At 71.9% G+C, this 22,042-nt stretch carries 23 protein-coding genes, 3 tRNA genes and 1 pseudogene; 10 read left to right on the top strand and 17 right to left on the bottom strand.

Annotation, left to right across the window (positions count from 1 at the left end; all coding sequences use genetic code 11):
• Positions 1 to 66 precede the first annotated feature (66 nt).
• On the bottom strand, positions 67 to 1,215 hold the full coding sequence (locus tag EDF50_RS06535; protein WP_123518743.1) for a Gfo/Idh/MocA family protein: 1,149 nt from the start codon (positions 1,213 to 1,215) through the stop codon (positions 67 to 69).
• Positions 1,212 to 1,955, bottom strand: coding sequence for a sugar phosphate isomerase/epimerase (locus EDF50_RS06530; RefSeq protein ID WP_123518742.1), 744 nt, complete (start codon positions 1,953 to 1,955; stop codon positions 1,212 to 1,214). Before EDF50_RS06530 ends, EDF50_RS06535 begins: the two co-directional genes overlap by 4 nt.
• Before the next feature lie 217 nt (positions 1,956 to 2,172).
• Between EDF50_RS06530 and EDF50_RS06525 the strand changes: the two genes are divergently transcribed.
• Positions 2,173 to 3,363 carry an ROK family transcriptional regulator gene (locus EDF50_RS06525; RefSeq protein ID WP_123518741.1) on the top strand — a complete coding sequence of 397 codons (1,191 nt, stop codon included), beginning with the start codon at positions 2,173 to 2,175 and terminating at the stop codon, positions 3,361 to 3,363.
• A gap of 88 nt (positions 3,364 to 3,451) precedes the next feature.
• Positions 3,452 to 4,186, top strand: a complete 735-nt coding sequence (locus EDF50_RS06520) for a YqaJ viral recombinase family protein (RefSeq protein ID WP_370453977.1) — start codon at positions 3,452 to 3,454, stop codon at positions 4,184 to 4,186.
• Here EDF50_RS06520 and EDF50_RS06515 read toward each other — a convergent pair.
• Complete coding sequence (locus tag EDF50_RS06515; RefSeq protein WP_123518740.1) at positions 4,168 to 4,809, bottom strand: Pr6Pr family membrane protein; 642 nt, start codon at positions 4,807 to 4,809, stop codon at positions 4,168 to 4,170. The genes EDF50_RS06520 and EDF50_RS06515 overlap by 19 nt on opposite strands.
• 159 nt (positions 4,810 to 4,968) lie before the next feature.
• Here EDF50_RS06515 and EDF50_RS06510 point away from each other — a divergent pair, with 159 nt between their 5' ends.
• A complete protein-coding gene (locus EDF50_RS06510; protein WP_370453976.1) occupies positions 4,969 to 5,922 on the top strand; it encodes an NADP-dependent oxidoreductase in 954 nt (317 codons plus the stop codon).
• A 47-nt stretch (positions 5,923 to 5,969) separates the two neighbouring features.
• Here EDF50_RS06510 and EDF50_RS06505 read toward each other — a convergent pair whose 3' ends face one another.
• The 6 genes from EDF50_RS06505 to EDF50_RS06480 all read right to left on the bottom strand — a co-directional run bounded on the left by EDF50_RS06505 (position 5,970) and on the right by EDF50_RS06480 (position 9,583).
• A complete protein-coding gene (locus EDF50_RS06505; RefSeq protein WP_123518739.1) occupies positions 5,970 to 6,506 on the bottom strand; it encodes an N-acetyltransferase in 537 nt (178 codons plus the stop codon).
• A gap of 121 nt (positions 6,507 to 6,627) precedes the next feature.
• Positions 6,628 to 7,317 carry a 50S ribosomal protein L1 gene (gene rplA / locus EDF50_RS06500; RefSeq protein ID WP_043592944.1) on the bottom strand — a complete coding sequence of 230 codons (690 nt, stop codon included), beginning with the start codon at positions 7,315 to 7,317 and terminating at the stop codon, positions 6,628 to 6,630.
• A gap of 100 nt (positions 7,318 to 7,417) precedes the next feature.
• Positions 7,418 to 7,849, bottom strand: coding sequence for a 50S ribosomal protein L11 (rplK, locus tag EDF50_RS06495; RefSeq protein WP_043592945.1), 432 nt, complete (start codon positions 7,847 to 7,849; stop codon positions 7,418 to 7,420).
• Positions 7,850 to 7,954: 105 nt separating this feature from the next.
• The gene (gene nusG, locus EDF50_RS06490; RefSeq protein WP_123518738.1) at positions 7,955 to 9,049 is read right to left on the bottom strand and encodes a transcription termination/antitermination protein NusG; all 1,095 of its coding nucleotides are present in this window, start codon (positions 9,047 to 9,049) and stop codon (positions 7,955 to 7,957) included.
• A gap of 95 nt (positions 9,050 to 9,144) precedes the next feature.
• The gene (gene secE, locus EDF50_RS06485; protein ID WP_043592949.1) at positions 9,145 to 9,426 is read right to left on the bottom strand and encodes a preprotein translocase subunit SecE; all 282 of its coding nucleotides are present in this window, start codon (positions 9,424 to 9,426) and stop codon (positions 9,145 to 9,147) included.
• Positions 9,427 to 9,510: 84 nt separating this feature from the next.
• Positions 9,511 to 9,583 (bottom strand) — tRNA-Trp (locus tag EDF50_RS06480).
• Positions 9,584 to 9,816: 233 nt separating this feature from the next.
• On the opposite strand from EDF50_RS06480, the gene EDF50_RS06475 reads away from it, so the two are divergent.
• From EDF50_RS06475 to EDF50_RS06455, 5 genes are all read left to right on the top strand, one after another.
• Complete coding sequence (locus tag EDF50_RS06475) at positions 9,817 to 11,019, top strand: pyridoxal phosphate-dependent aminotransferase (RefSeq protein WP_233570383.1); 1,203 nt, start codon at positions 9,817 to 9,819, stop codon at positions 11,017 to 11,019.
• 100 nt (positions 11,020 to 11,119) lie between these two features.
• Positions 11,120 to 12,040: an ABC transporter ATP-binding protein gene (locus EDF50_RS06470; protein ID WP_123518737.1), complete on the top strand. Its 921-nt coding sequence runs from the start codon at positions 11,120 to 11,122 to the stop codon at positions 12,038 to 12,040.
• Positions 12,037 to 12,846: an ABC transporter permease gene (locus tag EDF50_RS06465; protein ID WP_123518736.1), complete on the top strand. Its 810-nt coding sequence runs from the start codon at positions 12,037 to 12,039 to the stop codon at positions 12,844 to 12,846. Before EDF50_RS06470 ends, EDF50_RS06465 begins: the two co-directional genes overlap by 4 nt.
• 56 nt (positions 12,847 to 12,902) lie before the next feature.
• Positions 12,903 to 14,120, top strand: coding sequence for a sensor histidine kinase (locus EDF50_RS06460; protein WP_148076773.1), 1,218 nt, complete (start codon positions 12,903 to 12,905; stop codon positions 14,118 to 14,120).
• A 53-nt stretch (positions 14,121 to 14,173) separates the two neighbouring features.
• Positions 14,174 to 14,827, top strand: coding sequence for a response regulator transcription factor (locus EDF50_RS06455; RefSeq protein ID WP_123518987.1), 654 nt, complete (start codon positions 14,174 to 14,176; stop codon positions 14,825 to 14,827).
• 87 nt (positions 14,828 to 14,914) lie between these two features.
• On the opposite strand, the gene EDF50_RS06450 is transcribed toward EDF50_RS06455, so the two are convergent.
• Genes EDF50_RS06450 through EDF50_RS06440 form a run of 3 tightly spaced genes read right to left on the bottom strand, consistent with a single transcriptional unit; the run spans position 14,915 to position 16,889 of the window.
• Complete coding sequence (locus tag EDF50_RS06450) at positions 14,915 to 16,006, bottom strand: UDP-N-acetylmuramate dehydrogenase (RefSeq protein WP_255410048.1); 1,092 nt, start codon at positions 16,004 to 16,006, stop codon at positions 14,915 to 14,917.
• Positions 16,003 to 16,434 carry a MaoC/PaaZ C-terminal domain-containing protein gene (locus tag EDF50_RS06445; protein ID WP_123518734.1) on the bottom strand — a complete coding sequence of 144 codons (432 nt, stop codon included), beginning with the start codon at positions 16,432 to 16,434 and terminating at the stop codon, positions 16,003 to 16,005. Before EDF50_RS06445 ends, EDF50_RS06450 begins: the two co-directional genes overlap by 4 nt.
• Positions 16,431 to 16,889: a MaoC family dehydratase N-terminal domain-containing protein gene (locus EDF50_RS06440; RefSeq protein ID WP_123518733.1), complete on the bottom strand. Its 459-nt coding sequence runs from the start codon at positions 16,887 to 16,889 to the stop codon at positions 16,431 to 16,433. The genes EDF50_RS06445 and EDF50_RS06440 overlap by 4 nt, the downstream gene beginning before the upstream one ends.
• A gap of 218 nt (positions 16,890 to 17,107) precedes the next feature.
• Here EDF50_RS06440 and EDF50_RS16935 point away from each other — a divergent pair.
• Together EDF50_RS16935 and EDF50_RS06430 are read left to right on the top strand one after the other, a co-directional pair.
• Positions 17,108 to 17,323 (top strand): annotated as a pseudogene (locus tag EDF50_RS16935) (DUF3072 domain-containing protein); the annotation flags it as partial.
• Between the two features lie 352 nt (positions 17,324 to 17,675).
• Positions 17,676 to 18,524: a UbiA family prenyltransferase gene (locus EDF50_RS06430; protein ID WP_233570425.1), complete on the top strand. Its 849-nt coding sequence runs from the start codon at positions 17,676 to 17,678 to the stop codon at positions 18,522 to 18,524.
• A gap of 68 nt (positions 18,525 to 18,592) precedes the next feature.
• Here the strand turns inward: EDF50_RS06430 and EDF50_RS06425 are convergent, their stop codons facing one another.
• The 5 genes from EDF50_RS06425 to EDF50_RS06405 all read right to left on the bottom strand — a co-directional run bounded on the left by EDF50_RS06425 (position 18,593) and on the right by EDF50_RS06405 (position 21,975).
• Positions 18,593 to 19,756: an NAD(P)/FAD-dependent oxidoreductase gene (locus tag EDF50_RS06425; RefSeq protein ID WP_123518985.1), complete on the bottom strand. Its 1,164-nt coding sequence runs from the start codon at positions 19,754 to 19,756 to the stop codon at positions 18,593 to 18,595.
• Complete coding sequence (locus tag EDF50_RS06420; protein WP_233570381.1) at positions 19,743 to 20,534, bottom strand: class I SAM-dependent methyltransferase; 792 nt, start codon at positions 20,532 to 20,534, stop codon at positions 19,743 to 19,745. Before EDF50_RS06420 ends, EDF50_RS06425 begins: the two co-directional genes overlap by 14 nt.
• Positions 20,531 to 21,649 (bottom strand): type III polyketide synthase, encoded by a 1,119-nt coding sequence (locus EDF50_RS06415; protein WP_123518730.1) that lies wholly within the window; start codon positions 21,647 to 21,649, stop codon positions 20,531 to 20,533. Before EDF50_RS06415 ends, EDF50_RS06420 begins: the two co-directional genes overlap by 4 nt.
• 128 nt (positions 21,650 to 21,777) lie before the next feature.
• A tRNA-Met gene (locus tag EDF50_RS06410) sits at positions 21,778 to 21,851 on the bottom strand.
• 52 nt (positions 21,852 to 21,903) lie between these two features.
• Positions 21,904 to 21,975: transfer RNA gene (locus EDF50_RS06405), tRNA-Thr, on the bottom strand.
• Between the last annotated feature and the right edge of the window lie 67 nt (positions 21,976 to 22,042).

Here is a 22,042-nt window from a genome sequence, read left to right as displayed (position 1 = left end):
CGCTCGGGGGTGGGTGGGTGAGGAGGCGCGGTGCCGGCGTCGAGGAGGCGTCGGCACCGCACCGGGTCAGCCGAGGGTCGGGACGGAAGGGTCCCAGCTCTCGGGCAGTTCGGGAGTCGGCTCGAGGGTCGAGTCGACGCGGACGCTCTCGTCGCGCTCGGCGGACTCGGCCAGCGAGACCATGACGTCGAGGACGTGGAAGGCGAGCTCGCCGGGTACCCGCTCGCGGCGGCCCTCGCGGATCGCCTGGGCCAGTTCGGCGACGCCGGTGCCGCGGGTGAAGGTCGACCCCGTGGCCGCGACGACCGTCGGCTCGTCCGTGCCGGTGTGGACGGTCGTGGCCCCCTCGAACTCGTTCGGGTCGGGGAACACGGCCGTGCCCTCGGTGCCGGCGATCTCGACGAAGCCGGCCCGCGCGAGCTTCGAGTCGAAGCTGAAGACGGCTTGCGCGCTGGCGCCGCTCTCGAACTGCAGCAGGGCGCTGACGTGCGTCGGCACCTCGACCGGGAACACCGTGCCGGCTTTGGGCCCCGATCCGATGACGCGGCTGTCGCGCGCCTTGGACGCCGTGGCCGTGACCTTCGCGACGGGTCCGAAGACCTGCACGAGCGTGGTCAGGTAGTACGGGCCGACGTCGAACATCGGGCCCGCGCCGTGGGCGAAGAGGAACTCGGGGCTCGGGTGCCACGACTCGGGGCCGGGCACCTGGAAGAGCGCGAGACCGGTCAAGGGCGCGCCGATGTCACCACGTCTCACGACCCGCAAGCCGGTCTGCAGACCGGCGCCGAGGAACGTGTCGGGGGCGACGGCCACGCGGACGCCTGCGTCGTTCGCGGCAGCCAGCAGTCGGGCGCCGCTCTCGCGGTCGAGCGCGTAGGGCTTCTCGCCCCAGACGTGCTTGCCCGCGGCGACCGCCTGCAGCGCCACGTCGACGTGGGCCGCAGGGATCGTCAGGTTGACGACGATCTCGACGTCGTCGAGGGCGAGCAGCTCGTCGACCGTGCCGCTGGCGGGGACGCCCCACTTCTCGGCCTGGGCCGCGGCGCGGGCCTGGTCGATGTCGGCGATGAAGAGCACCGTCAGGTCGGGGAACCGCGTGAGGTTGCCGAGGTACTGGTCGCTGATCACGCCGGCACCGATGACGCCGACGCCGACCGGTCCGGTCTTGCCGTCGGAGGCGACGGCGGGGCGCGTGGCCGTGGTCACGTCGCTCATGCGCGGACCCCCTGGAGGAACTCGAGGCTGTCGGCGAGCGCGGTGAACACGTCGCCCGCGTGGTCGTCGAGCTCGACGACGGGCGTGGCCTGGCGGGCCGCCTGCAGGATGTCCCGGACGGGCATCGAGCCGCGTCCGACGGCGACCTGCTCGACGTCGTTCTTGTTCTTCGGGCCGTCCTTCACGTGCAGGAACCGCACCTTGTCGCCGAGGCGGGCCAACAGCTCGGCGGCGTCGACGCCGCCGACCTCGACCCAGTAGGTGTCGATCTCGAGCACGACGTTCGCGGGCAGGGCCGCGGCGAACACCTCGAGGGCGGGGGTGCCGTCGATCAGGTTCTCGAGCTCGAAGGCGTGGTTGTGGTAACCGATGGTCAGGTCGTGGGCGGCGGCCGCGTCGGCGATCTCGCCCAGCTCCTTCGCGATCGCCTCGACGTCCTCGCGGGTGACCCAGCGGGTCTCGTCGATGTGCGGGTCGATGACCGTGCCGATCCCGAGGCGGGTGGCGGCGGCGAAGATCGGCTCCAGGTCTTTGCCGATCAGTCCGACGTGGGCGCTGGGCGCCGTGAGCCCGGTGGCGGGCAGGGCCTCGGCGTACTCGTCGACGCGATCGACGAACGCATACGGCTCGACCTGCGTGTAGCCCAGGTCGGCGATGCGCTTCAAGGTGCCGGGCAGGTCGGCGGCGATGGCGTCTCTGACCGTGTAGAGCTGGACCGAGATCGGGCTTGCGGTGGTCACCAGGGGTGTCTCCTCTTCCGAGTGGATGTGCGACGGTGACGGGCACCGCCGGGGACTCTCAGCTGTCGAGCCGTCGACCGGTCACCCCCGGAAGAGTGGCGGTCGGCGTCGACCGAGACTCACCATAGGACCGCTTCTGTCGACCCGCAAGCAAAAGTCGTCGTTTTCTCGGCGAGGTTCTCTCGGTGGTCGTCACGGCCTGTGGTTTACTGCTGCCATGTCCGACACGACGCGGTCGTCTGCCCTCGGCAGCACCGGGGCCAGCGAGATCTTCCAGCTGCTCCGCGACGGCGCGCCCCGCACGCGGGCCGAGCTCGCGGCGATGACCGGCCTCGCCCGGTCCACCATCGGCCTGAGACTGGACGTCCTGGCCGAGCTCGGTCTCGTCGGCCCCTACGCCGACGCCGTCTCGACCGGCGGTCGCCCACCCTCGCGCGTCGCGCTCGTCCCCTCGGCCCGTGTCGTCCTGGCCGCCGACTTCGGGGCGGGCCACGTCAACCTCGCCCTGACCGACCTGATGGGCGTCGAGCTGACCAGCGACCGTCGCCTGATCGACATCGCCGACGGCCCCGAGACCACCCTCGCCGGCATGGTCACCGGCGCCGACGCCCTGCTCGACCGGCTCGGTCGCACCCGCGACGACCTCATCGGCATCGGCGTCGGCCTGCCCGGCCCCGTGCAGTTCAGCACGGGACGACCCGTCAATCCGCCGATCATGCCCGGCTGGGACGGCTTCGACGTGCCGGGATGGGTCAGGCGCCACCTCGACGTCCCCGTCCTCGTCGACAACGACGTCAACATCATGGCCCTCGGCGAGCGCAACCACGCCTGGCCGAGCACCGACCACTTCCTGTTCGTGAAGGTCGCCACCGGCATCGGCTCGGGGATCATCTCGGGTGGTCGCCTCCAGCGCGGTGCCCAGGGCATCGCGGGCGACATCGGCCACGTGCAGATCCCCCGGGGGGCCGGTGTCGTCTGCCACTGCGGCAACGTCGGCTGCCTCGAGGCCGTCGCCTCGGGCCCGGCCCTCGCCGGGTCGCTCCGGGCGCTCGGCTACGACTGCCCAGGGGGCCGTCAGGTCGTCGAGCTCGTCCGCGCCGGCAACGTCGACGCGGTGCAGGCCGTCCGGCAGGCGGGTCGTGACCTCGGCGAGGTGCTGACCGCCTGCGTCAACATGATCAACCCCTCGGTCATCGCCATCGGCGGCTCGATGGCGCAGGCCGGCGAACACCTGCTGGCGGGCGTCCGCGAGGTCGTCTACCAGCGGTCGATGCCGCTCGCGACGGAGCACCTGAGCATCGTGCCGTCGCGCGCGGGCGACCGGGCGGGACTCATGGGGGCGAGCATGCTCGCGATCCACCACGCCCTCTCCCCCGCCGCGATCGACGAGCTCGCGGCCGCCGTCTGACCGCGTCGGCAGGGCGTCCGCCCCTCGTCCACGACACGAGGAGGCGCGGGTGCCGTCCTCTCGCCCGTCACGGGGGACAATGGTCACCATGACCGTCGTCCAACCCATGCTCGCCCTGTGGGACGACGACGAACCGGCCACCCCCGCCGCGCCTCCTGCGCACCTGGCCCGGGTACTGGCCGACTCGTCGGACCGCATCGCGTGGCTCCGGGCCCGCAGCCAGGGCATCACGGCGACCGACGTCGCCCGGCTCGCGAGCCCGCGGGCCGTGCAGGCCGTCGTGCTCGACAAGCTCTACGGCAACGGATTCGGCGGTAACGCCTACACCGACCACGGGCGAGCCCGCGAACCCGAGATCGCCCGGTGGGTGCTGCAGCGGCACGGCATCGAGTCCAGCCAGAAGCTCTTCCACGCCGCGGGGCAGCGCCGCCACCTGGCCACCCCCGACGGCGTGACCGTCCGTGCCGACGGCACCGTCGAACTCTGCGAGATCAAGACCACCAAGAAGGCCTGGTCGTCGATCCCCCGCTCGTACCTTCGTCAGGTCGCCTGGCAGCAGTACGTGTTGGGCGCCGAACGCACCCTCGTGGTGTGGGAGCAACACACCGACTTCGTCCCCCTGCACGGTGATCCGCAGTGCCGCTGGGTCGAGCGCGACGAGGACGAGATCCACCGGCTCGTGGCTCTCGCCGACCAGGTGCTCGACACCCTCGCACGACAGGCCCCCGTCGATCCGTTCGCACCGGGTGGCCGGGCCTCGGCCCCGCCGCCACCGGACGCCTACGAGGCCTACGAGCCCCCGCCCTACGACCCGCTGCGCTGAGCCACGGGCCGGTCGGGGTCGAGCAACCGCAGTCGTGACGCGACCACGATCAGCGCACCGATCACGGCCACCGCCAGGGCGATCGCGACGCACCACAGGGCGACCACGCCACCACCGACGGCCGCCACGTCGAGGAACGGGTACGGCACGAAGTCCGCGCCGCGGGCCAACACGACGACCAACCAGACCAGCGGGAACACCACGAACTGCCACAGCCGCCGCCACGGCTGCCGGTCACGGTCGGCGAACACGACCCAGTCGACCACGACGTACAACGGGATCACCCGGTGGAACACGTCGCTGGCCCAGCCCACCGTGTACGGGTCGGTCGAGGGCAGGCCCGCCAGGACCAGGTTGAAGACGAGGCCCGTCAGCGCGATGTACGTGGTGGCGGCGGCCCGGAGCGCGACCGTCCAGCGGGGCGGAGACGTCCTGCGCAGCACCGTGAACGCCCCGACCAGCAGGGCGAGGAGCACGATCAGGTTGCTCTGGATCGTGAAGTACCCGAAGAAGTCGACGAACCGGTACCCCGGGTCGCGCAGGCTGTTCTCCCATTGGGCCACGACCGCGACGAGGACCGCCACGGCGGCCGCGGTACGCAGGACGGCGACCGATGCTCTCATGTGCTCACCGTACCCATCGTTTCCCGGTCGGTGACACCCGCGAAACACGGGTGACTCATGCGTCCCGTTGACTGGCGTCAGCACCGCGCCCGAACCACGGCGCGCACGAGCCGACAGGGGCCGACGATGGACAGGACGATGCACACGACGATGCGTGCCATGGTGATCGAGAGGACCGGGGGGCCCGAGCAACTCGTCGCCGCGGACGTGCCCTACCCGCGACGGGTCAACGCCGAGGTGCTCGTGCGCGTGGTCGCCGCCGGGGTCAACCGCTTCGACCTCGAGACCCGGGCCGGTCGGGGCGACAGTGACGCGATCCCCTCGTTCCCGGCCGTGCTCGGCCACGACTTCAGTGGCGTCGTCGTCGAGACGCCGTACGCCGCCCATCCGCTGAGTCCGGGCGACGCGGTCTACGGCATGGCCCCGTGTCCGCGCTCCGGTGGCAGCTACGCCGAGTACATCAGCGTGCCCTCGCTGTCGGTGGCCCGGAAGCCGGCGGCCCTGTCGCACCTGGAGGCCGCCGCCGTACCTCTCGCGGCGCTCACGGCGTGGGGCATGGTCGTCGACGTCGCCAAGGCGCACGAGGGCCAGCGCGTGCTGATCAACGCCGGTGCCGGCGGGGTCGGGCACTTCGCCGTGCAGTTCGCCTCGTACTTCGGGGCGCACGTCGTCGCGACCGGCTCACGGGGCAACTCGGCCTGGCTCCGCGAGCTCGGCGCCGCCGAGGTCGTCGACTACGGCGCTGCCGACGTCGACCGCAGCGTCCGCCAGGTCGACGTCGTGATCAACCTGGTCGACGAGGACGTCGAGGCCGACCGGTCGCTGCGACTGCTGCGGGCCGGCGGACTCGCCGTCCACGCCCCGCTCGCCTCGGGCACCGCCTTCGCCGAGAAGGCGGCGCAGGCCGGCGTCCGGTCGACCGGCTTCGCCGTCTCACCCGACGGCGCCACGTTGGCGATCATCTCGCGCCTGCTCGACTCGGGCGACGTCCGTGTCCACGTCGACGAGGTGTACGACCTGGCCGACGCTCGTGACGCCCACACCCGTCTCGAGCGGTCGCACACCCGCGGCAAACTCGTGCTGAGCGTCACGGACGATTCCGAGGCCGCCTGACCGGCCCCTCGGCACGGACGGACGGGCCCGGCTCGGCGCCGGTCCGACTAGATCCGACGCTCGAGGACGAAGTCCTGCTGCAGGTCGTCTCCGAGGGCGAACGCCTTCGTGCCGACCTCGACGAGACCGTGCTTGGCGTAGAAGCGGAGTGCGCGCTCGTTCTGCTGGTTGACGCCGAGCCAGACCGAGGAGGCGCCGGTCGCGCGGGCTGCCTCGACGGTCGCGGCCATCAGGGTCGAGGCCGCCCCGGTGCCGTGCCCCTGAGGCATGACGTAGAACTTGCTGAGCTCGACGGTCGGCCGGGACGACACGGCTGCCGCCACGTCGGCGTCGACCGGATCACCCGCGATCATCATGCTGTACCCCAGAGCCCCTGGGGCCGTGGGGTCGACGGCCAGCAGCACGGTGCGGGTGTCGTCGACCAGGTAGCGCGCGAAGGCCTCCTCGGAGAGCACCGTCGTGACGACCCGGGCGATGTCGGCCAGGTCGGACCCGGGCGGGCAGGCGAGCGGGAAGGTCACGGCCGCGACCTCGGCGAGCAGGGCGGCGTCGGAGGGGAGGGCGGGGCGCACGGTGACGGTCATCTGCCCATGGTGCCCCACCCGCACCTCCTCACCCGACCACGGGCGGGGCGACGACGAAGGCCGCCCCACTCGAGAGTGGGACGGCCTTCGGGCGACACGAGGTCTTCGGGGTCGGATGGACCTAGAAGACGTTGATGTCGAGGGGGATGCCGGGACCGAAGGTCGTCGACAGCGTGCCCTTGGTGATGTAACGACCCTTGGACGAGGACGGCTTCAGACGGACGACCTCTTCGAGGGCGGCGTCGAGGTTGGTGTTGAGCTGCTCTTCCGAGAAGCCGGCCTTGCCGATGACGAAGTGCACGTTGCTGTGCTTGTCGACACGGAATTCGATCTTTCCGCCCTTGATGTCGTTGACGGCCTGCGCGACGTTGGGGGTCACGGTGCCGGTCTTCGGGTTGGGCATGAGGCCGCGGGGGCCGAGGACCTTACCCAGACGACCGACCTTGCCCATGAGCTCGGGGGTCGAGACGGCCGAGTCGAACGACGTGTAGCCGCCGGCGACCTTCTCGATGAGCTCGTCGCCACCGACCTCGTCGGCACCGGCCGCGATGGCGGCCTCGGCGGCGGCACCCGTCGCGAAGACGATGACGCGGGCGGTCTTGCCCGTGCCGTGCGGCAGGATGACGGTGCCGCGCACCATCTGGTCGGCCTTGCGGGGGTCGACGCCGAGCTTCAACGCGACCTCGACGGTCGAGTCGAACTTCTTCGAGCCGGTCTCGCGAGCGACGGCGACGGCCTCGCTGGTGCTGTAGAACTTGCCTGCCTCGATCTTCTCGGCAGCGGCGCGGTACGCCTTGGACTTCTGAGCCATGTTGGACCTCTTCGTACTGGGGACGTGGTTGCGAGCCTGGCCGGCTCTCCCACTGATGTCAGGGTCGTGCAGGCGGGTCGCCTGCACGGAGGGGTGCTGCTTAGGCGTCGACCGTGATGCCCATGGAGCGGGCCGTGCCGGCGATGATCTTCGCCGCGGCGTCGATGTCGTTGGCGTTCAGGTCGGCCTGCTTGGTCGTCGCGATCTCGCGCACCTGGTCCATGGTCAGCTTGCCGACCTTGGTGGTGTGCGGGGTGCCCGAACCCTTGGCGACGCCGGCGGCCTTCTTGATGAGCTCGGCGGCGGGCGGGGTCTTCAAGATGAACGTGAACGAGCGGTCCTCGTAGACGGTGATCTCGACGGGGACGACGTTGCCGCGCTGCGACTCGGTGGCCGCGTTGTACGCCTTGCAGAACTCCATGATGTTCACGCCGTGCTGACCCAGGGCCGGGCCGATGGGCGGGGCGGGGTTCGCGGCGCCGGCGTTGATCTGAAGCTTGATCAGACCCGTGACCTTCTTTTTCGGTGCCATTGTTCTTTTCCTTCTTGTGGGGTTCGAGCCGATCGCGGTCGCGAGCTGCTCTCCCGGTGGCCCGCGGCGCGGACTCCGGTGATCTGAAAACTTGGGGGTGTGTGGCTAGAGCTTCGTGACCTGGTCGAAGCTGAGCTCGACCGGCGTCTCGCGCTCGAACAGCGAGACCAGCACGGTGAGCTTGCCGCTCTCGGGCTTGATCTCGTTGATCGTACCGGGAAGTCCGGCGAAGGACCCCTCTTTGATCGTGATCGTCTCGCCGATCTCGAAGTCGACCTCGGCGGGGATGACCCGCTGAGCCTGCTTGCCGCCCTTGGCACCGCCCTTGGCGGGGGCCGGGGTGGTGTCGACCTGGACGAGGCTCTTCAACATGTTGAAGGCCTCTTCGAACCGCAGCGGCGTGGGGTTGTGGGCGTTGCCCACGAAGCCGGTGACGCCGGGGGTGTGACGGACGACGGACCAGCTGTCCTCGTTGAGGTCGAGACGCACGAGCACGTAGCCGGGGATGCGGACGCGGGTGACGAGCTTGCGCTGCCCGTTCTTGATCTCGACGACGTCTTCCATCGGGACCTCTACCTGGTAGATGTAGTCCTCCATGGTCATCGAGACCATGCGGTTCTCGATGTTCTGCTTCACGCGACGCTCGAAGCCGGCGTAGGAGTGGATGACGTACCACTTGCCGGGCTTGCCGCGCAGCTCGTAACGGAAGGCCTCGTAGGGGTCGACCTCGGCGGGCTCGTCGTCCTCGACCTCGGTGGCGGACACGTCGACGTCGACGTCGTCGTGCGCGATCTCGGCGTCGGCGTCCTGGACGGACTGCTCGGCCTCGGCGACGACGGCGTTCGCGGCGGGGGCGTCGCCCTCGTCGCCGGCCTGCTCGGCCTCGGAGTCGGCCTCGTCGTCGGTCGCCTCGACAGCCGCCTCGGCCTCGAAGGCGTCGTCGATGTCGAGGGCGTCGTCGACGATCGCGTCGGCCTCGGGGTCGCGCGCCTCGGCCAGCGTGTCGAGCAGACCGTCGAGGTCGCTCGTGTCGGTCGAACCGGAGTCGCCCTCGTCGACGACCGAGAGGGCCTCGGACTCGGCGGGCTCGACGGCGTCCTCGTCGGCGGCCAGCGTGCCGCCCTCTTGGGCCTCTTCGACCTCGGAGGACTGCTCGGCAGCGGTGGCGAGGTCGATGTCGTCGCGCTCGTTGTCAGGCAAGGGTTCTTCTTTCGATCGGGGTTGTCGGGTGCACGTGCTCGATGGCACGGGACCCGCTCACGTGATGCTCGGGGAGTCGGCCGGTGGGTGGCGCGTCAGCTGCCGGTAGGGCCGTTGCCGAAGACGTAGCCGACGCCCGTACCGAACACCAGGTCGAGCAGGGAGACGAGGGCCATCATGATGACCACGAAGACCAGCACGACGCCGGTGTAGCTGAGCAGCTCTTTGCGGGTCGGCGTGACGACCTTCTTGAGCTCGGCGATCACCTGGCGGATGAACAACGCGATGCGGGCGAAGGGGCTGCGGCGCGTCGCACCGTCGCTCTTCGCCTTCTCGACGACGTCTTCACTGGGGACGTCAACGTCTTTTCTCGCCACTGTTCCGACCTTCCGAGCTCGGCCCGAGGGCCTGTGTCCGTATCTGTGTGTGATCACCGTGTCATGAAGAACACAGCCGGGCTGCAGGGCGGACAGGACTCGAACCTGCAACCTGCGGTTTTGGAGACCGCTGCTCTACCAATTGAGCCACCGCCCTATGGGATCGACGCCCTTCAGATGACCTCTCGGTCGGGCCCGGAGGCCCTGCCTCTCGAAGCCGGCTGTTGGTGAACCGGACTGCAGAGGCGCGCTGAAGCTTGGCGCATTCGATCGCCTCGTCAAGTGTAGGCGAAGCGGCGGGTGCGTGCAAAGCCGGGCCGTGCGGCGACCCACCCACACGCCGGGACCGGGCCTGTCCGGCCCGGTGGCACCCCCGCTAGGCTGACCCGCGTGACCCCGACCGTGCGCCGTCTCTCGTCCCGTATCTCGTCGATCGCCGAATCGGCCACGTTGGCCGTCGACGCGAAGGCCAAGGCCCTACTGGCCGAGGGCCGGCCGATCATCAGCTACGGCCCGGGCGAGCCCAACTTCCCCACGCCCGACCACATCGTCGAGGCGGCCGTCGCCGCCGCCCGTGACCCGCGCAACCACCGCTACTCGGCCGCGGCCGGCCTGCCCGAGCTGCGCGAGGCCATCGTCGCGAAGACCCTCCGCGACAGCGGCACCACGGTGTCGACGTCCCAGGTGATCGTCACGAACGGTGGCAAGCAGGCCGTTTACCAGGCCTTCCAGGCACTCCTCGACGACGGGGACGAAGTCCTGCTGCCCGCGCCCTACTGGACGACCTACCCCGAGGCCATCGCCCTGGCCGGCGGCGTCACCGTCGAGGTCTTCGCCGGTGCCGACCAGGGCTACAAGGTCACCGTCGACCAGCTCGAGGCCGCCCGCACCGAGCGCACCAAGGTGTTGCTGTTCTGCTCTCCGTCGAACCCGACCGGGGCGGTCTACTCGCCCGACGAGGTCGAGGCCGTCGGTCGGTGGGCCCTCGACGCCGGCGTCTGGGTGATCACCGACGAGATCTACCAGAACCTCACCTACGACGGCGTGACGGCCACCTCGATCACGCAGGCCGTGCCCGAGCTGGCCGACCGGACGATCCTCGTCAACGGCGTCGCGAAGACCTACGCGATGACCGGCTGGCGGGTCGGCTGGATGATCGGCCCGACCGACGTGATCAAGGGTGCCGCGAACCTCCAGTCCCACCTCACCTCGAACGTCTCGAACGTCTCGCAGCGCGCGGCCCTGGCGGCGCTCAGCGGCCCGCAGGACGAGGTCGAGGCCATGCGCGTCGCCTTCGACGCCCGCCGCAGCACGATCGTGCGAGAGCTGAACCGGATCGACGGGGTCGTGACCCCCACCCCCGAAGGCGCTTTCTACGTCTACCCGGACGTGCAGGGCCTGCTCGGTCGCGAGTGGGGTGGCGTGACGCCGACCACGTCACTGGAGCTCGCCGACCTGATCCTCGAGCAGGCCGACGTCGCGACGGTGCCCGGTGAGGCCTTCGGCCCCAGCGGGTACCTCCGCCTGTCGTACGCCCTCGGCGACGACGAGCTGCTCGAGGGCGTCCGCCGCCTCCAGCGTCTGTTCGCCTGAGCCGTCCCGCACCCTCCCGAGGCCGGGTCCACCGATCGGTGGACCCGGCCTCGACCGGTCGGGCCTGGTGCGCGGGGCCGCCGACGCGCACGCTGGAGCCATGACCCCCGATCCCGTCGTGCGAGTGCGCGACCTCACCAAGACCTACGGCACCGCCACGGCCCTGCACGGCATCTCGTTCGAGGTCGCCGCGGGCGAGACCCTCGGCCTGCTCGGCCCGAACGGTGCCGGCAAGTCGACCACCATCGAGATCCTCGAGGGCTACCGCGACCGGTCCGGCGGCGAGGTCTCGGTGCTCGGCACCGACCCGCAGCACGGCGGTCTCGACTGGAAGGCACGCCTCGGCATCGTGCTGCAGACGTCCGGCGAACAGGGGACGGCCACGGTCCGTGAGCAGCTCGCCCACTTCGCCGGCTTCTACCCCGACCCGCGCGACGTCGACGAGGTGATCGCGGCCGTCGGACTCGAGGCGAAGGCGGGCGCACGAATCCGGTCGCTCTCCGGTGGGCAACGGCGTCGCGTCGACGTGGCACTGGGCGTCGTGGGCCGCCCCGAGCTGCTCTTCCTCGACGAACCGACCACGGGCTTCGACCCCGAGGCCCGGCGACGGTTCTGGCAGCTGATCCGGTCGCTGTCGGAGGACGGCACGAGCATCGTCCTCACGACGCACTACCTCGACGAGGCGGCGCAGCTGAGCGACCGCGTCGCGGTGATCGCGCGAGGCCGGCTCGTCGCCCAGGGGCGACCCGACGAGCTCGGGGACGAGGAGGCGCGCACGCCTCGCGTCACCTGGATCGACGAGCACGGACGGCACGACGTCCGCACCTCCGAACCGGGCGCCCTGGTCGCCGACCTGCACGCCCGCGGAGGCGAGCCCCGCTCGCTCGAGGTCATCCGGCCGTCGCTGGAGGACGTGTACCTCGGGCTGGTCGCGACCGTCGAGCAGGCGGCGGACGGGACGGCCGACGCGACGAGCACCGGGGACGGGCACCGCGCCTCCTCGTCCGGAGCGCTCTCGTGAGGACGCTGGCACTCGGGCTGAGCCGCACCCGGTACGAGGTCCGGGGATACTTCCGGGCAGGAGACACGGTGTTCTTCACGTTCTTGTTCCCGGTCGTGATGCTGGCGATCTTCTCGACGGCGTTCAGCGCGTCGGGCTCGTTCGGCACCCGGCCGGACGGCTCCGAGGTGGGGGCCGCCGCGTTCTACCTCCCGGGCATGATCGCGGCCGGCATCCTGCTCTCGGGCGTGCAGAACCTCGCCGTCGACATCGCCCTCGAACGCGGCGACGGCACCCTGAAGCGGCTTTCGGGCACTCCCCTGCCGGTCGGGTCGTACTTCGTGGGAAAGTTCGGGCAGGTGCTCGTCACGAGCCTGCTGCAGGTGGCCCTGCTCGTGCTGGTGGCGCGGGTGGTCTTCGGCGTGCCGTTGCCGACCGACGCCGGGTCGTGGCTGACGCTCGTCTGGGTCTACCTGCTCGGCATCGCGACCTCGTCGTTGGTCGGCATCGCCCTGTCCCGTGTGCCCCGCAGCGGCAAGAGCGCCACGGCCGTCATCGTCCCGATCACGCTGGTCCTGCAGTTCATCTCGGGGGTCTACCTGCCCTTCACCCAGCTACCCGACTGGCTGCGATCCGTGGCCTCGGTCTTCCCCTTGAAGTGGCTGGCCCAGGGCATGCGCAGCGTGTTCCTGCCCGACACGTTCTCGGCCGCCGAGGCCGGTGGCTCGTGGGACCTGCCCGGCGTGGCCCTCTGGCTGACGGTCTGGCTGGTCGCCGGGGCCGTCGCGTCGTCGCTGACCTTCCGCTGGATCAGGAAGGACACCTGAGCCATGGACGATCACCGGTCCCCCGCCGTCCGACGACGGCCGCTAGCGTGATCGGCATGGACGAACCCCGAGACCGGTCCCCGGCCGAGGCGCCCACCGGGTCGGGCACCGCGATCTCGATGCGCTGGTGGGACGCCGGCCTCGTCAGCACGGTGGTGGTGCTGGTGGTGCTGGCGACGACGTCCTCGAGCGGACGCGTCACGGCCTCGTTCGTCGCCGTCGGATCGCTGCTGCTCGTCTGGTTCGGTCTCGCCCGGCCCGTCGTCCGTCGCGACGACGGCCTCGTGTCGCTCCAGGCCGTCGGGGCCGTGGTCGCCCTCGTGGTCGTCGGTGGCGTCGCCGTCGGGGCCACCCCCGAGCTCGCCGTCGTCCAGGCCTTCCTCATGCCGTTGCTCTGGACCCTGCTGCCGACTCCCCGCTCCGCGATCGTGGCCAACGTCGCGCTCTGCCTCGCCATCTCGGTCGGGTTCGTCGTCAGCCTCGGCTGGTCTGCCGAGGCCGTCGCGACCGCCGCCACCAGCGAGGGCCTCTCGCTCGTCTTCAGCATCGCGCTCGGGCTGTGGATCACCACCATCGCCCGCGTCGGCGCCGAGCGCGGCCGCCTGCTCGACGAGTTGCGCGAAGCCCAGGCCGAGCTCGCCGCCCGCCATCGCGACGCCGGCACGAGCGCCGAACGCGAGCGGCTGGCCCGCGAGATCCACGACACGATCGCCCAGAGCCTGACCGGGGTCGTCATGCTCACCCAGCAGACCCGGGGCGCCCTCGCCTCCGGGGACGTCGCAACGACCCTCGAGCGGCTCGACGTGATCGAGGCCGCTGCCCGAGAGGCTCTGACCGAGGCCCGCACCCTCGTCGCGGCGACCGCGTCGTCCGGCCCGGCCGGCACCGACGTCGCAGCGGCCCTGCGTCGCCTCGGCGAGCGGTTCGAGCGCGAGAGCGGCATCGAGGTGACGGTCCACGCGGCCGAGGTCGCGCTCCCCCGCGACCTGCAGGTCGTACTGGTGCGGTGCACCCAGGAGGCGCTGGCCAACGTCCGCAAGCACAGCGCCTCGACGGCGGCGCGGGTGGCGCTCACGACCTCGGGTGGCTCGGCCGTGCTGGTCGTGACCGACGACGGCACCGGGTTCGACCCGACCGTCGCGTCGACCGGCTTCGGTCTCGACGGACTGCGCGAGCGGCTCGAGCTGTCGGGCGGCCGTCTCGAGCTCGCATCGGGGGTCGGCGGCACGACCGTCGCCGCACGCGTGCCACTGCTCGTGGCGGTGACCCCGTGACCGTCCCGGCGACCGGCGAGGGCACGGCCCCGACCGACGCCCGGACGACGCCGGTGACGTCGTCCGTCCACCGCACCCTCGTGGCCGACGACCACCCGATCGTGCGACAGGGCATCGCCGCGCTGCTCGCGACGACCGACGACTTCGCCGTCGTCGGCCAGGCGAGCGACGGCCACGAGGCCGTCGCCCTCGCGGAGTCGCTCGGACCCGACCTGATCGTGATGGACCTCCGGATGCCGGGCCTCGACGGGGTCGGCGCGACGGAGGCCGTCCTGGCGCGACACCCGTCCACCCGCGTCGTCGTCCTCACCACCTACGAGTCGGACGACAGCATCCTTCGAGCGATCGAGGTCGGAGCGAGCGGCTACCTGCTCAAGGCCTCGCCCGAGGACGAGCTCCTGGCCGGCCTGCGAGCCGTGGTCGCGGGGCAGGTGGCCCTGGCCCCTGCGATGGCCGCCCGACTCGTCGGTCGTGCTCGGACCGGTGGCGGCTCCGTCCGCCCCGCGAGCCCGTTGAGCCCTCGCGAGACCGAGGTGCTCGCCCTCGTGGCCGAGGGGTGTTCGAACCGCGAGATCGGACGTCGGCTCTTCGTCGGCGAGGCGACGGTCAAGACACACCTGCTGCACGTCTTCGAGAAGCTCGGGGTGAACGACCGGACGCGCGCCGTCACACTGGCGCTCGAGCGCGGACTTCTGCCGCGAGTCTGACGGCCGCCACCGCACCGCGTCTCGTGCACCGCACCCCGACCGGTCGCGATGCCGTGCCCGAGACGCAGTGTCGAGCGGGCCTCGGCCTCAGAGCGAGAGGCCGAGAAGGACCGGCTCGGGGTGCAACAGCACCCCGAACTCGGACTGCACGCGGTGTTGCACGTAGCGGGCGAGCTCGGCGACCTCGTCGCCCGTCGCACCACCGCGGTTGGTGAGGGCCAGGGTGTGCTTGGATGAGACGGCGGCTCGCGAGCCGGGCAGACGGAAGCCCTTGGCGACACCGGCGTGCTCGATGAGCCAGGCCGCACTGAGCTTGACCTCGGCCGGTGCTCGTGGAGCCGGGGCGGCCGGTTCTTCGCCGAGTGGCACGACGCGACGCTCGGGCTCGGGACCGGTCGGCCAGCGCGGGGCGTCGGCAGGCAGGCTCGACGCGTCGGCCCGCGACACGACGGGGTTCGTGAAGAACGAGCCGCTCGACGCGGTGTCGCGGTCGTCGGGGTCGAGCACCATGCCCTTCGCCGCCCGCAGGGCGAGCACGCTCGACCGCACGTCGGCCACCGAGACACGAGACCCGAGCTCGACACCGAGGGCCTTCGCGAGCTGCGGGTACGCGACCTGCTCGCTCGCGCCTCCGTCGTCGGACAGGGCGAACTCGACCGCCGTGACGACCCCCCGCCGCCCCTTCTTGAACACGCTCGTGCGGTAGCCCAGGTCGAGGTTGGCCGCCGGGATGCGGACGAATTCACCCGAGTCGTCGTCGAGGAAGTCGACGGCCACGAGGGTCGATGCGACCTCTTGACCGTAGGCCCCGATGTTCTGGATCGGCGAGGCGCCCGTGGAGCCGGGGATGCCGCTGAGCGCCTCGAGCCCCGACCACCCCTGCTCGACCGTGTACGCCACGAGGTCGTCCCAGGGCTCGCCGGCGGCGACGCGCACGTGGACGCGGTCGCCCTCGGCGTCCACGCGCTCGACACCGCGGGTGGCCACGCGGACGACTGTGCCCTCGAAGGGCTCGTCGGAGGCGACCGTGTTCGACCCGCCGCCCAGCACGAACCAGGGATCGTCGCCGAGTGACGCCTCGCGGACGGCCGCCAGCAGCCCGTCCGTCGTCGTCGCCTCGACCAGGCGGGCGGGTTCGCCACCCACCTGCATCGTCGTGAGCTCGGCGAAGGTCGTCACGCCAGCGTCACCACGACCTGGGCCTTGCCGAGCACGGTCTGGCCACCCGCCGTGACGGTCAGGTCGATGCGCGCCGTGCCCGCCTCGTCGTCGAGCTTGCCGACCTTCGCGACGACGGCGATCTCGGCGCCGGCGGCGGCGTCGACCACGACGGGGCGCGTGAAGCGCACCTGGTAGTCGGACACCCAGCCGAGCACGCCGGCGTCGTCGCCCGCACCCTCGAGCCACTCGACGACGGGCTGCACGGCGGTACCCATCGTCAGCATGCCGTGGGCCAGGACGCCGGGCAGCCCGACCTCGGCCGCCACGTCGTCGCGGTAGTGGATGGGGTTGAAGTCACCCGAGGCGCCCGCGTACCGCACCAGCGAGTCGCGTGTCAGGGGGTACGTCTTCTCGGCCACGACCTGGCCGACCTCGAGCGCGCTCATGCGGCTGCGCCGTCGTCGCCGCGGACGACGAGCGTCGACACGGCCGTGACCACGTGCTGCCCGTCGACGTCGCGCATGTCGGAGGAGGCCGTGACCATCGCGTTGCCCCCCAGGGTCTTGACGCTCGTGACGGTCAGGGTCGCCGTGAGCTGATCGCCCGCGACGATGGGTCGCGAGAGCGAGAAGCGCTGCTCGCCGTGGACGACGCGCGAGAAGTCGATGCCCGCGTCGGGCTCGGCGAGCAGTTGGGCGAGGGTCGCCTCTTGCACGACGACGGCGAAGGTCGGCGGGGCGACGACGTCCGCGTGGCCGGCCGCGCGGGCCGCCTCGACGTCGAGCGACAAGGGGCTCGTCGAGCCGGTGGCACGGGCGAACTCGCGCACCTTCTCTCGACCCACCAGGTAGGAGGGAGCCGGCGGGAAGACCCGCCCTTGCAGATCAGGGTTCACGGACACGCGGACGAGTCTAACCAGCGGGGTACGACACCCGGCCCGGTGTCGGGGGCACGGCGTACGGTCACGGCATGAGCGACGCGAACATCGACCCCGACATCACCCCCGTCGACCCGGCAGCGGCCGAGTCCGACGAGACGACGACCACCGACACGACGACCACCGAGCAGACCGACCAGGCCGCCACGGCCCGCGACGAGAACTCGTCGCCCGCACACGGCGAGACCCTCGGCGGCGCACGGCCCGACGCCGGCAGCACGGCCTCGAAGGACCCCGACGACTGGGTCACCGGCGACGAGCCGATCACCGGCCCGCAGAAGAGCTACCTCGACACCCTGGCCCGCGAGGCCGGCGAAGAGCTGCCCGCCGACATGACCAAGGCCGAGGCCAGCGAGCACATCGACCGTCTGCAGCAGAAGACCGGCCGAGGCGCCTGACGCCCCACCGCCCGACGGGGCCCGGGCCGATCCGCGAAGACCGGCGCCGGGCCCCTTCCCATCCACCCGGCGCCGTCGTACACTCCAGGCACGTCTGGGATGGTAACTCGACGTGGGCACCCTCATCGGGCGCGTGCCGGTACTGATCCACCTGCACCTCGAGCGCCGAGGGTGCGACAAGGTGCACCCGAGTCCTCCCCCGACTCGGGTGCACCTCTCCGCGTCGGGCCCAGCGCGACCCAGCCCGGCATCCGGGCCGCCCGCCGTCGCCGTCTAGGGTGAGCGGATGACCTCCCCCGGGCCTCACGGCACGTCTCGCGGCACGCCTCACGGCACCCGGCGGCCCGACACGCTGGCTGCCCGGGTCACCGCCCTGCTGGGCTCGACCCATCCGGGGCCGACGGTCGTGGTGACCCTGCTCGCGGTCGTGCTGGGCGCCTCCTCGGGGCTGCCCCTCGATCGACTCGTGCTGCTCGCCCTCGCGGTCCTGCTCGGTCAGGCCTCGATCGGTTTCGCCAACGACTGGCTCGACGCCGGACGCGACCGTGCCGTGGGCCGGACCGACAAGCCGGTCGCCCAGGGCCGCGTGAGCGTGGCGGCCGTCCGTACCGCCGCGGTCGCCTCCGCGGCGCTGATGCTCGTGCCGTCGTACGCGCTGGGGCCGGCGGCCGGTACGGCGCACCTCGTGCTCGTGGCATCGGGGTGGGCCTACGACCTGGGACTCAAGCGCACGCCGGCCTCCGTCGTGCCGTTCGTCGTGAGCTTCGGCCTCCTCCCCGCGGTCGCCACCCTCGCCGCCGCCCCGCCCGCACCGCCCGCCGCCTGGGCCGTGGCGGTCGGAGCCGTCTTCGGTGTCGCGATCCACTTCACCAACGTGCTGCCCGACCTCGAGGACGACGCCCGGACCGGCATCGCGGGGCTGCCGCACCGCCTCGGGCGCACCCGCTCGGGCGTCACGGCCTTCGCCGCGTTGGCCGTCGCGGCGGTCCTGTTGCTCTCGGGGCAGCTCGGCGGCGACGCGTCGACACCCGGCCTCGTCGCGGCGGTGGTCGGCACCGTCGTGACGCTCGGCATCGCCCTCGTCGGCGTGCGGCTCGTGATCGCGGGGCGCGTCGACCGCACCCTCTTCCGGTTGATCATGGTCGCGGCCGTGCTGCTCGTGGTGCAGCTGGCCCTCAGCGGCGGCACGATCGTCGCCTGACGGCGTGACACGAAGTCGCGTCGCACACGGGTGGCGTCGCGTCACGCCGGGCGGACGGCGCGGGGCCCTCAGGCCCAGCGCATCGCGTAGACCGAGGCGAGCAGGTGTCGGCTCGGCGCACGGAGAACGGCCGCGAGCGCCAGGTCACGGGCCCGGGCGGTACCCCCGCCGACGGGCCGGCCGAGCGCGGTGTTCCACTCGGCCTGACGGGCGGCGCGGACCGCGGCATGAGCACGGTCGGCCTCGAACCGACCGAAGGCCGTCGGCTCGAGCACCCGGCCACCCCTCCGCTTCACCGCCGCCGCGAGCACGGCCTCGAGCGCGTGTCCGTCGAGCCAGCCGAGGTTCATGCCCTGGCCCCCGATGGGGCTGATCTCGTGGGCGGCGTCACCGATCAGCACGACGCGGCCGACGACCGTCCGGGTGGCCAGTCGGCGCCGGACGCCGAACGCGCTCGTCATGGTCGAGGTCGTCGGGTCGACGGGCGACCCGGTGCGGTCGGACACGAGCCCGGCCACGTCGTCCGCGGTCACGGTGGCGGCCGGCCCGCGCGCCGAACCGGCGTGCACCACGAACCGACGTCGCCCGGCGGGCAGGGGGAACGATTCGACCACCCCGGTGCGCTCCAGGTGGATCACGGCGTCGGACCCGTGGTCTGTGGCGTCCGTGAAGTCACCCATCACGTAGCGGTCGGGCAGGTCAAGCGCCCTGGTGTCGACGCCCAGGGCGGCACGGACGGCGCTGCGCGTGCCGTCGGCCCCGACGACGAACCGGGCGGCGACGACCACCGGGCCCTCGTCGTCGGCCCCCCGGACGACCACGTCCTCGTCGCGTTGCTCGAGCCCGACGAACCGCACGCCCCGGCGCAACGCGTCGTCCCGCCGCGCCGCGAGCCCCGCTCGCAACACGGCCTCGGTGCGGTCCTGCGGCACGGCGACGACGAACGGCCACCGGGACGACGCCCGGTCGAACGGCACGACGCCGACCGTCCGGGTGCCCCGCCGGGCGATCCCGCGTCTGATGCGGACGGCGTCGGCCAGCAGCTCGTCCGCGAGCCCGAGACGGTCGAAAAGGTCCATCGAGGGCGGGTGCACGCCGAGGGCGCGAGAGTGCGCCGGATCGTCGACCCGCGCCTCCCAGACGACGGCGTCGAGGCCACGGTCGGCCAGCGCCGCGGCGAGCATCACGCCGACCGGTCCGCCGCCCACGATCAGGACGTCATGCGTCCGCACGGCCACCGCCTCCGGGGGCGTCGACGGGGCCGGCGCCCACCTCGCGGACGAGCAGCAGGCGGAACGGCCACTGCCGCACGACGCGCCAGCCGCGGGGGGCCACGTCGATCAGCTCCGCCGGCGTGAAGCTGCGACGGATCGACAGCAGCCCGTCGACGTGGACGAACGAGCGGGTCCGCCACGGCCAGGTCGACGCCCGGTAGGCGAGGTACGCCCCGCGGGCCCGCTCGATGTCGGCGTGGAGCACGAGACGCGTGGCCAGTCGGGCGCTGTCGTCGAGAAAGGCCTCCCGGGACCGGTCGTCGAGGTGGTGCAGAACGTGGTTCGACACGACCACGTCGAAGGTCTCACCGGCCGCGACGAGCTCTGCGCTCGACGCCCGTCGGAACTCCACACCGGCCGGAGCGGGACGCGACGCCGCGAAGTCGTGGGCCCGCTCGTCGGGGTCGACGGCCACCACCTCGAGCAGCAGACCGTCGCCACGCGCCCAGCCCGCCATCGCCCGGGCCAGGTCGCCGCCGCCCGACCCGACGTCGAGCAGCCGCGTCATGCTCTCCGCCGACAGCAGCGGGCGCAGGCGGCGGAGGTACACCCGACGCCACCCCGCGACGAGACCGTTCACGACGGGGAACGCCCGGTAGGTGGCGTTCAGGAGCCCGAGGTCGCACCCCGGGTCGTCCATCAGCTCGACGAGGTCGACACCCCGTCGCGACAGGTCGGGCCACCAGGGCGGCCGCGCCGCGATCGACGGAGCCGAGGAGGCGCGGGTCGTGCTCACGAGACCGCGCGTCGCGTCATCAGCGCGGTCTCGACGGTCAACCCGGGGCCGAACGCCATGGCGCCCACACGTCGGGGTGCGGCGGCGGGTCCGGAGAGCAGTTCGCCGAGGATGAAGAGGACGGTCGCGCTCGACATGTTGCCGTAGTCGCGCAGCACCCCGCGCGAGGGCGCGAGCTGGGCGTCGGTGAGCCCGAGTTGTTGTTGCACCCGGTCGAGGATGCTGCGCCCGCCCGGGTGCACGGCCCAGAGGTCGACGTCACCCACGCCGACGCCGCCGGCCTCGAGGAGCGGCGCCAGGGCCGAGTCGATGTGCAGCTCGATGATCTGCGGCACGTAGCTGCTCAGCACCATGTCGAAGCCCAGGTCGCCGATGGTCCACGCCATGTCGGTCTCGCCGACCGGGGTGAGGACCGTCTCGAGCACGTCGAGGTCGAGCACCACGGAACCCGACGGTGCCGGACGGGCGGTCACCACCGCGGCGGCCGCTCCGTCGGCGAACACGGACGAGGCCACGATCGAGTCGGGGTCGTCGGAGCTCCGCAGGTGCAGCGTGCAGAGTTCGGCGCAGACGACGAGCACGACCGCGTCCGGGTCGGCGAGGCAGAAGTCCCGGGCCGCCGCGAGGGCGGGGAAGGCCCCGTAACAGCCCATGAAGCCGAGGTGGTGACGCCGGGTCGACGGCGACAACCCGAGACCCCGCACGAGCAGGTAGTCGGGCCCGGGCGCGAAGAACCCGGTGCACGACACGCTGATGACGTGCGTGACGTCGTCGGGGCCCAGGTCGGGCGCACCCTCGAGGGCGGCACGGGCGGCGGCCAGGAAGAGCTCGGGCGACCGGTCGACGTACACCTGGTTGCGGGCGCCCGTGCCGGGTCGCAGGATCTCGTTCGACCCGGCGTCGTAGAACGTCGGATCGCCCTCGCGCGGCCGGCGGTCGAGCTCGTCGACGACGGTGTGCCGGGTCTCGATGGCCGAAGCCCCGAACGCGGCGCCGACGATGCGCTGCCCGAGGCGACCGAGGCCGGGCTGCGTCGCGAAGATCTCACGGACGTCGTCTTGTCGGATGATGGTCGGGGGCACCGCGGTGCCGATGCTGCGGATGCTCACGGCCATGCCTCATCGTAGGCCCGGCACCTGGAGGCGGCGTACCGGCACCCGACCCACCGCCGGACGACGAGCACCCCACGGTCTGCGGCGACCGCCGACGAAGGCCCGAACTCGTGAGAGATTCGGGCCTGCGGTAGCGAGGGCGGGACTTGAACCCGCGACACCACGATTATGAGCCGTGTGCTCTAACCAACTGAGCTACCCCGCCGCAAGCTGCGGGCCCTGCCGGCATCACACCGGGACGGGACCGAGACAGCCAGAGCCCCGAGTCAGGATTGAACTGACGACCCCTTCCTTACCATGGAAGTGCTCTACCACTGAGCTATCGGGGCGTGACCACCAGACGAGCGACCGGGGCCGCTGCCGATTGGCACCAGACAAGGGTAGCAGAGCGAACGG

The organism is Frigoribacterium sp. PhB24 (genome assembly GCF_003755185.1).
GTDB lineage: Bacteria > Actinomycetota > Actinomycetes > Actinomycetales > Microbacteriaceae > Frigoribacterium.
The sequence above is the reverse complement of the archived record's forward strand: the minus strand, read 5'-3'. Positions and strand labels throughout refer to the sequence as shown.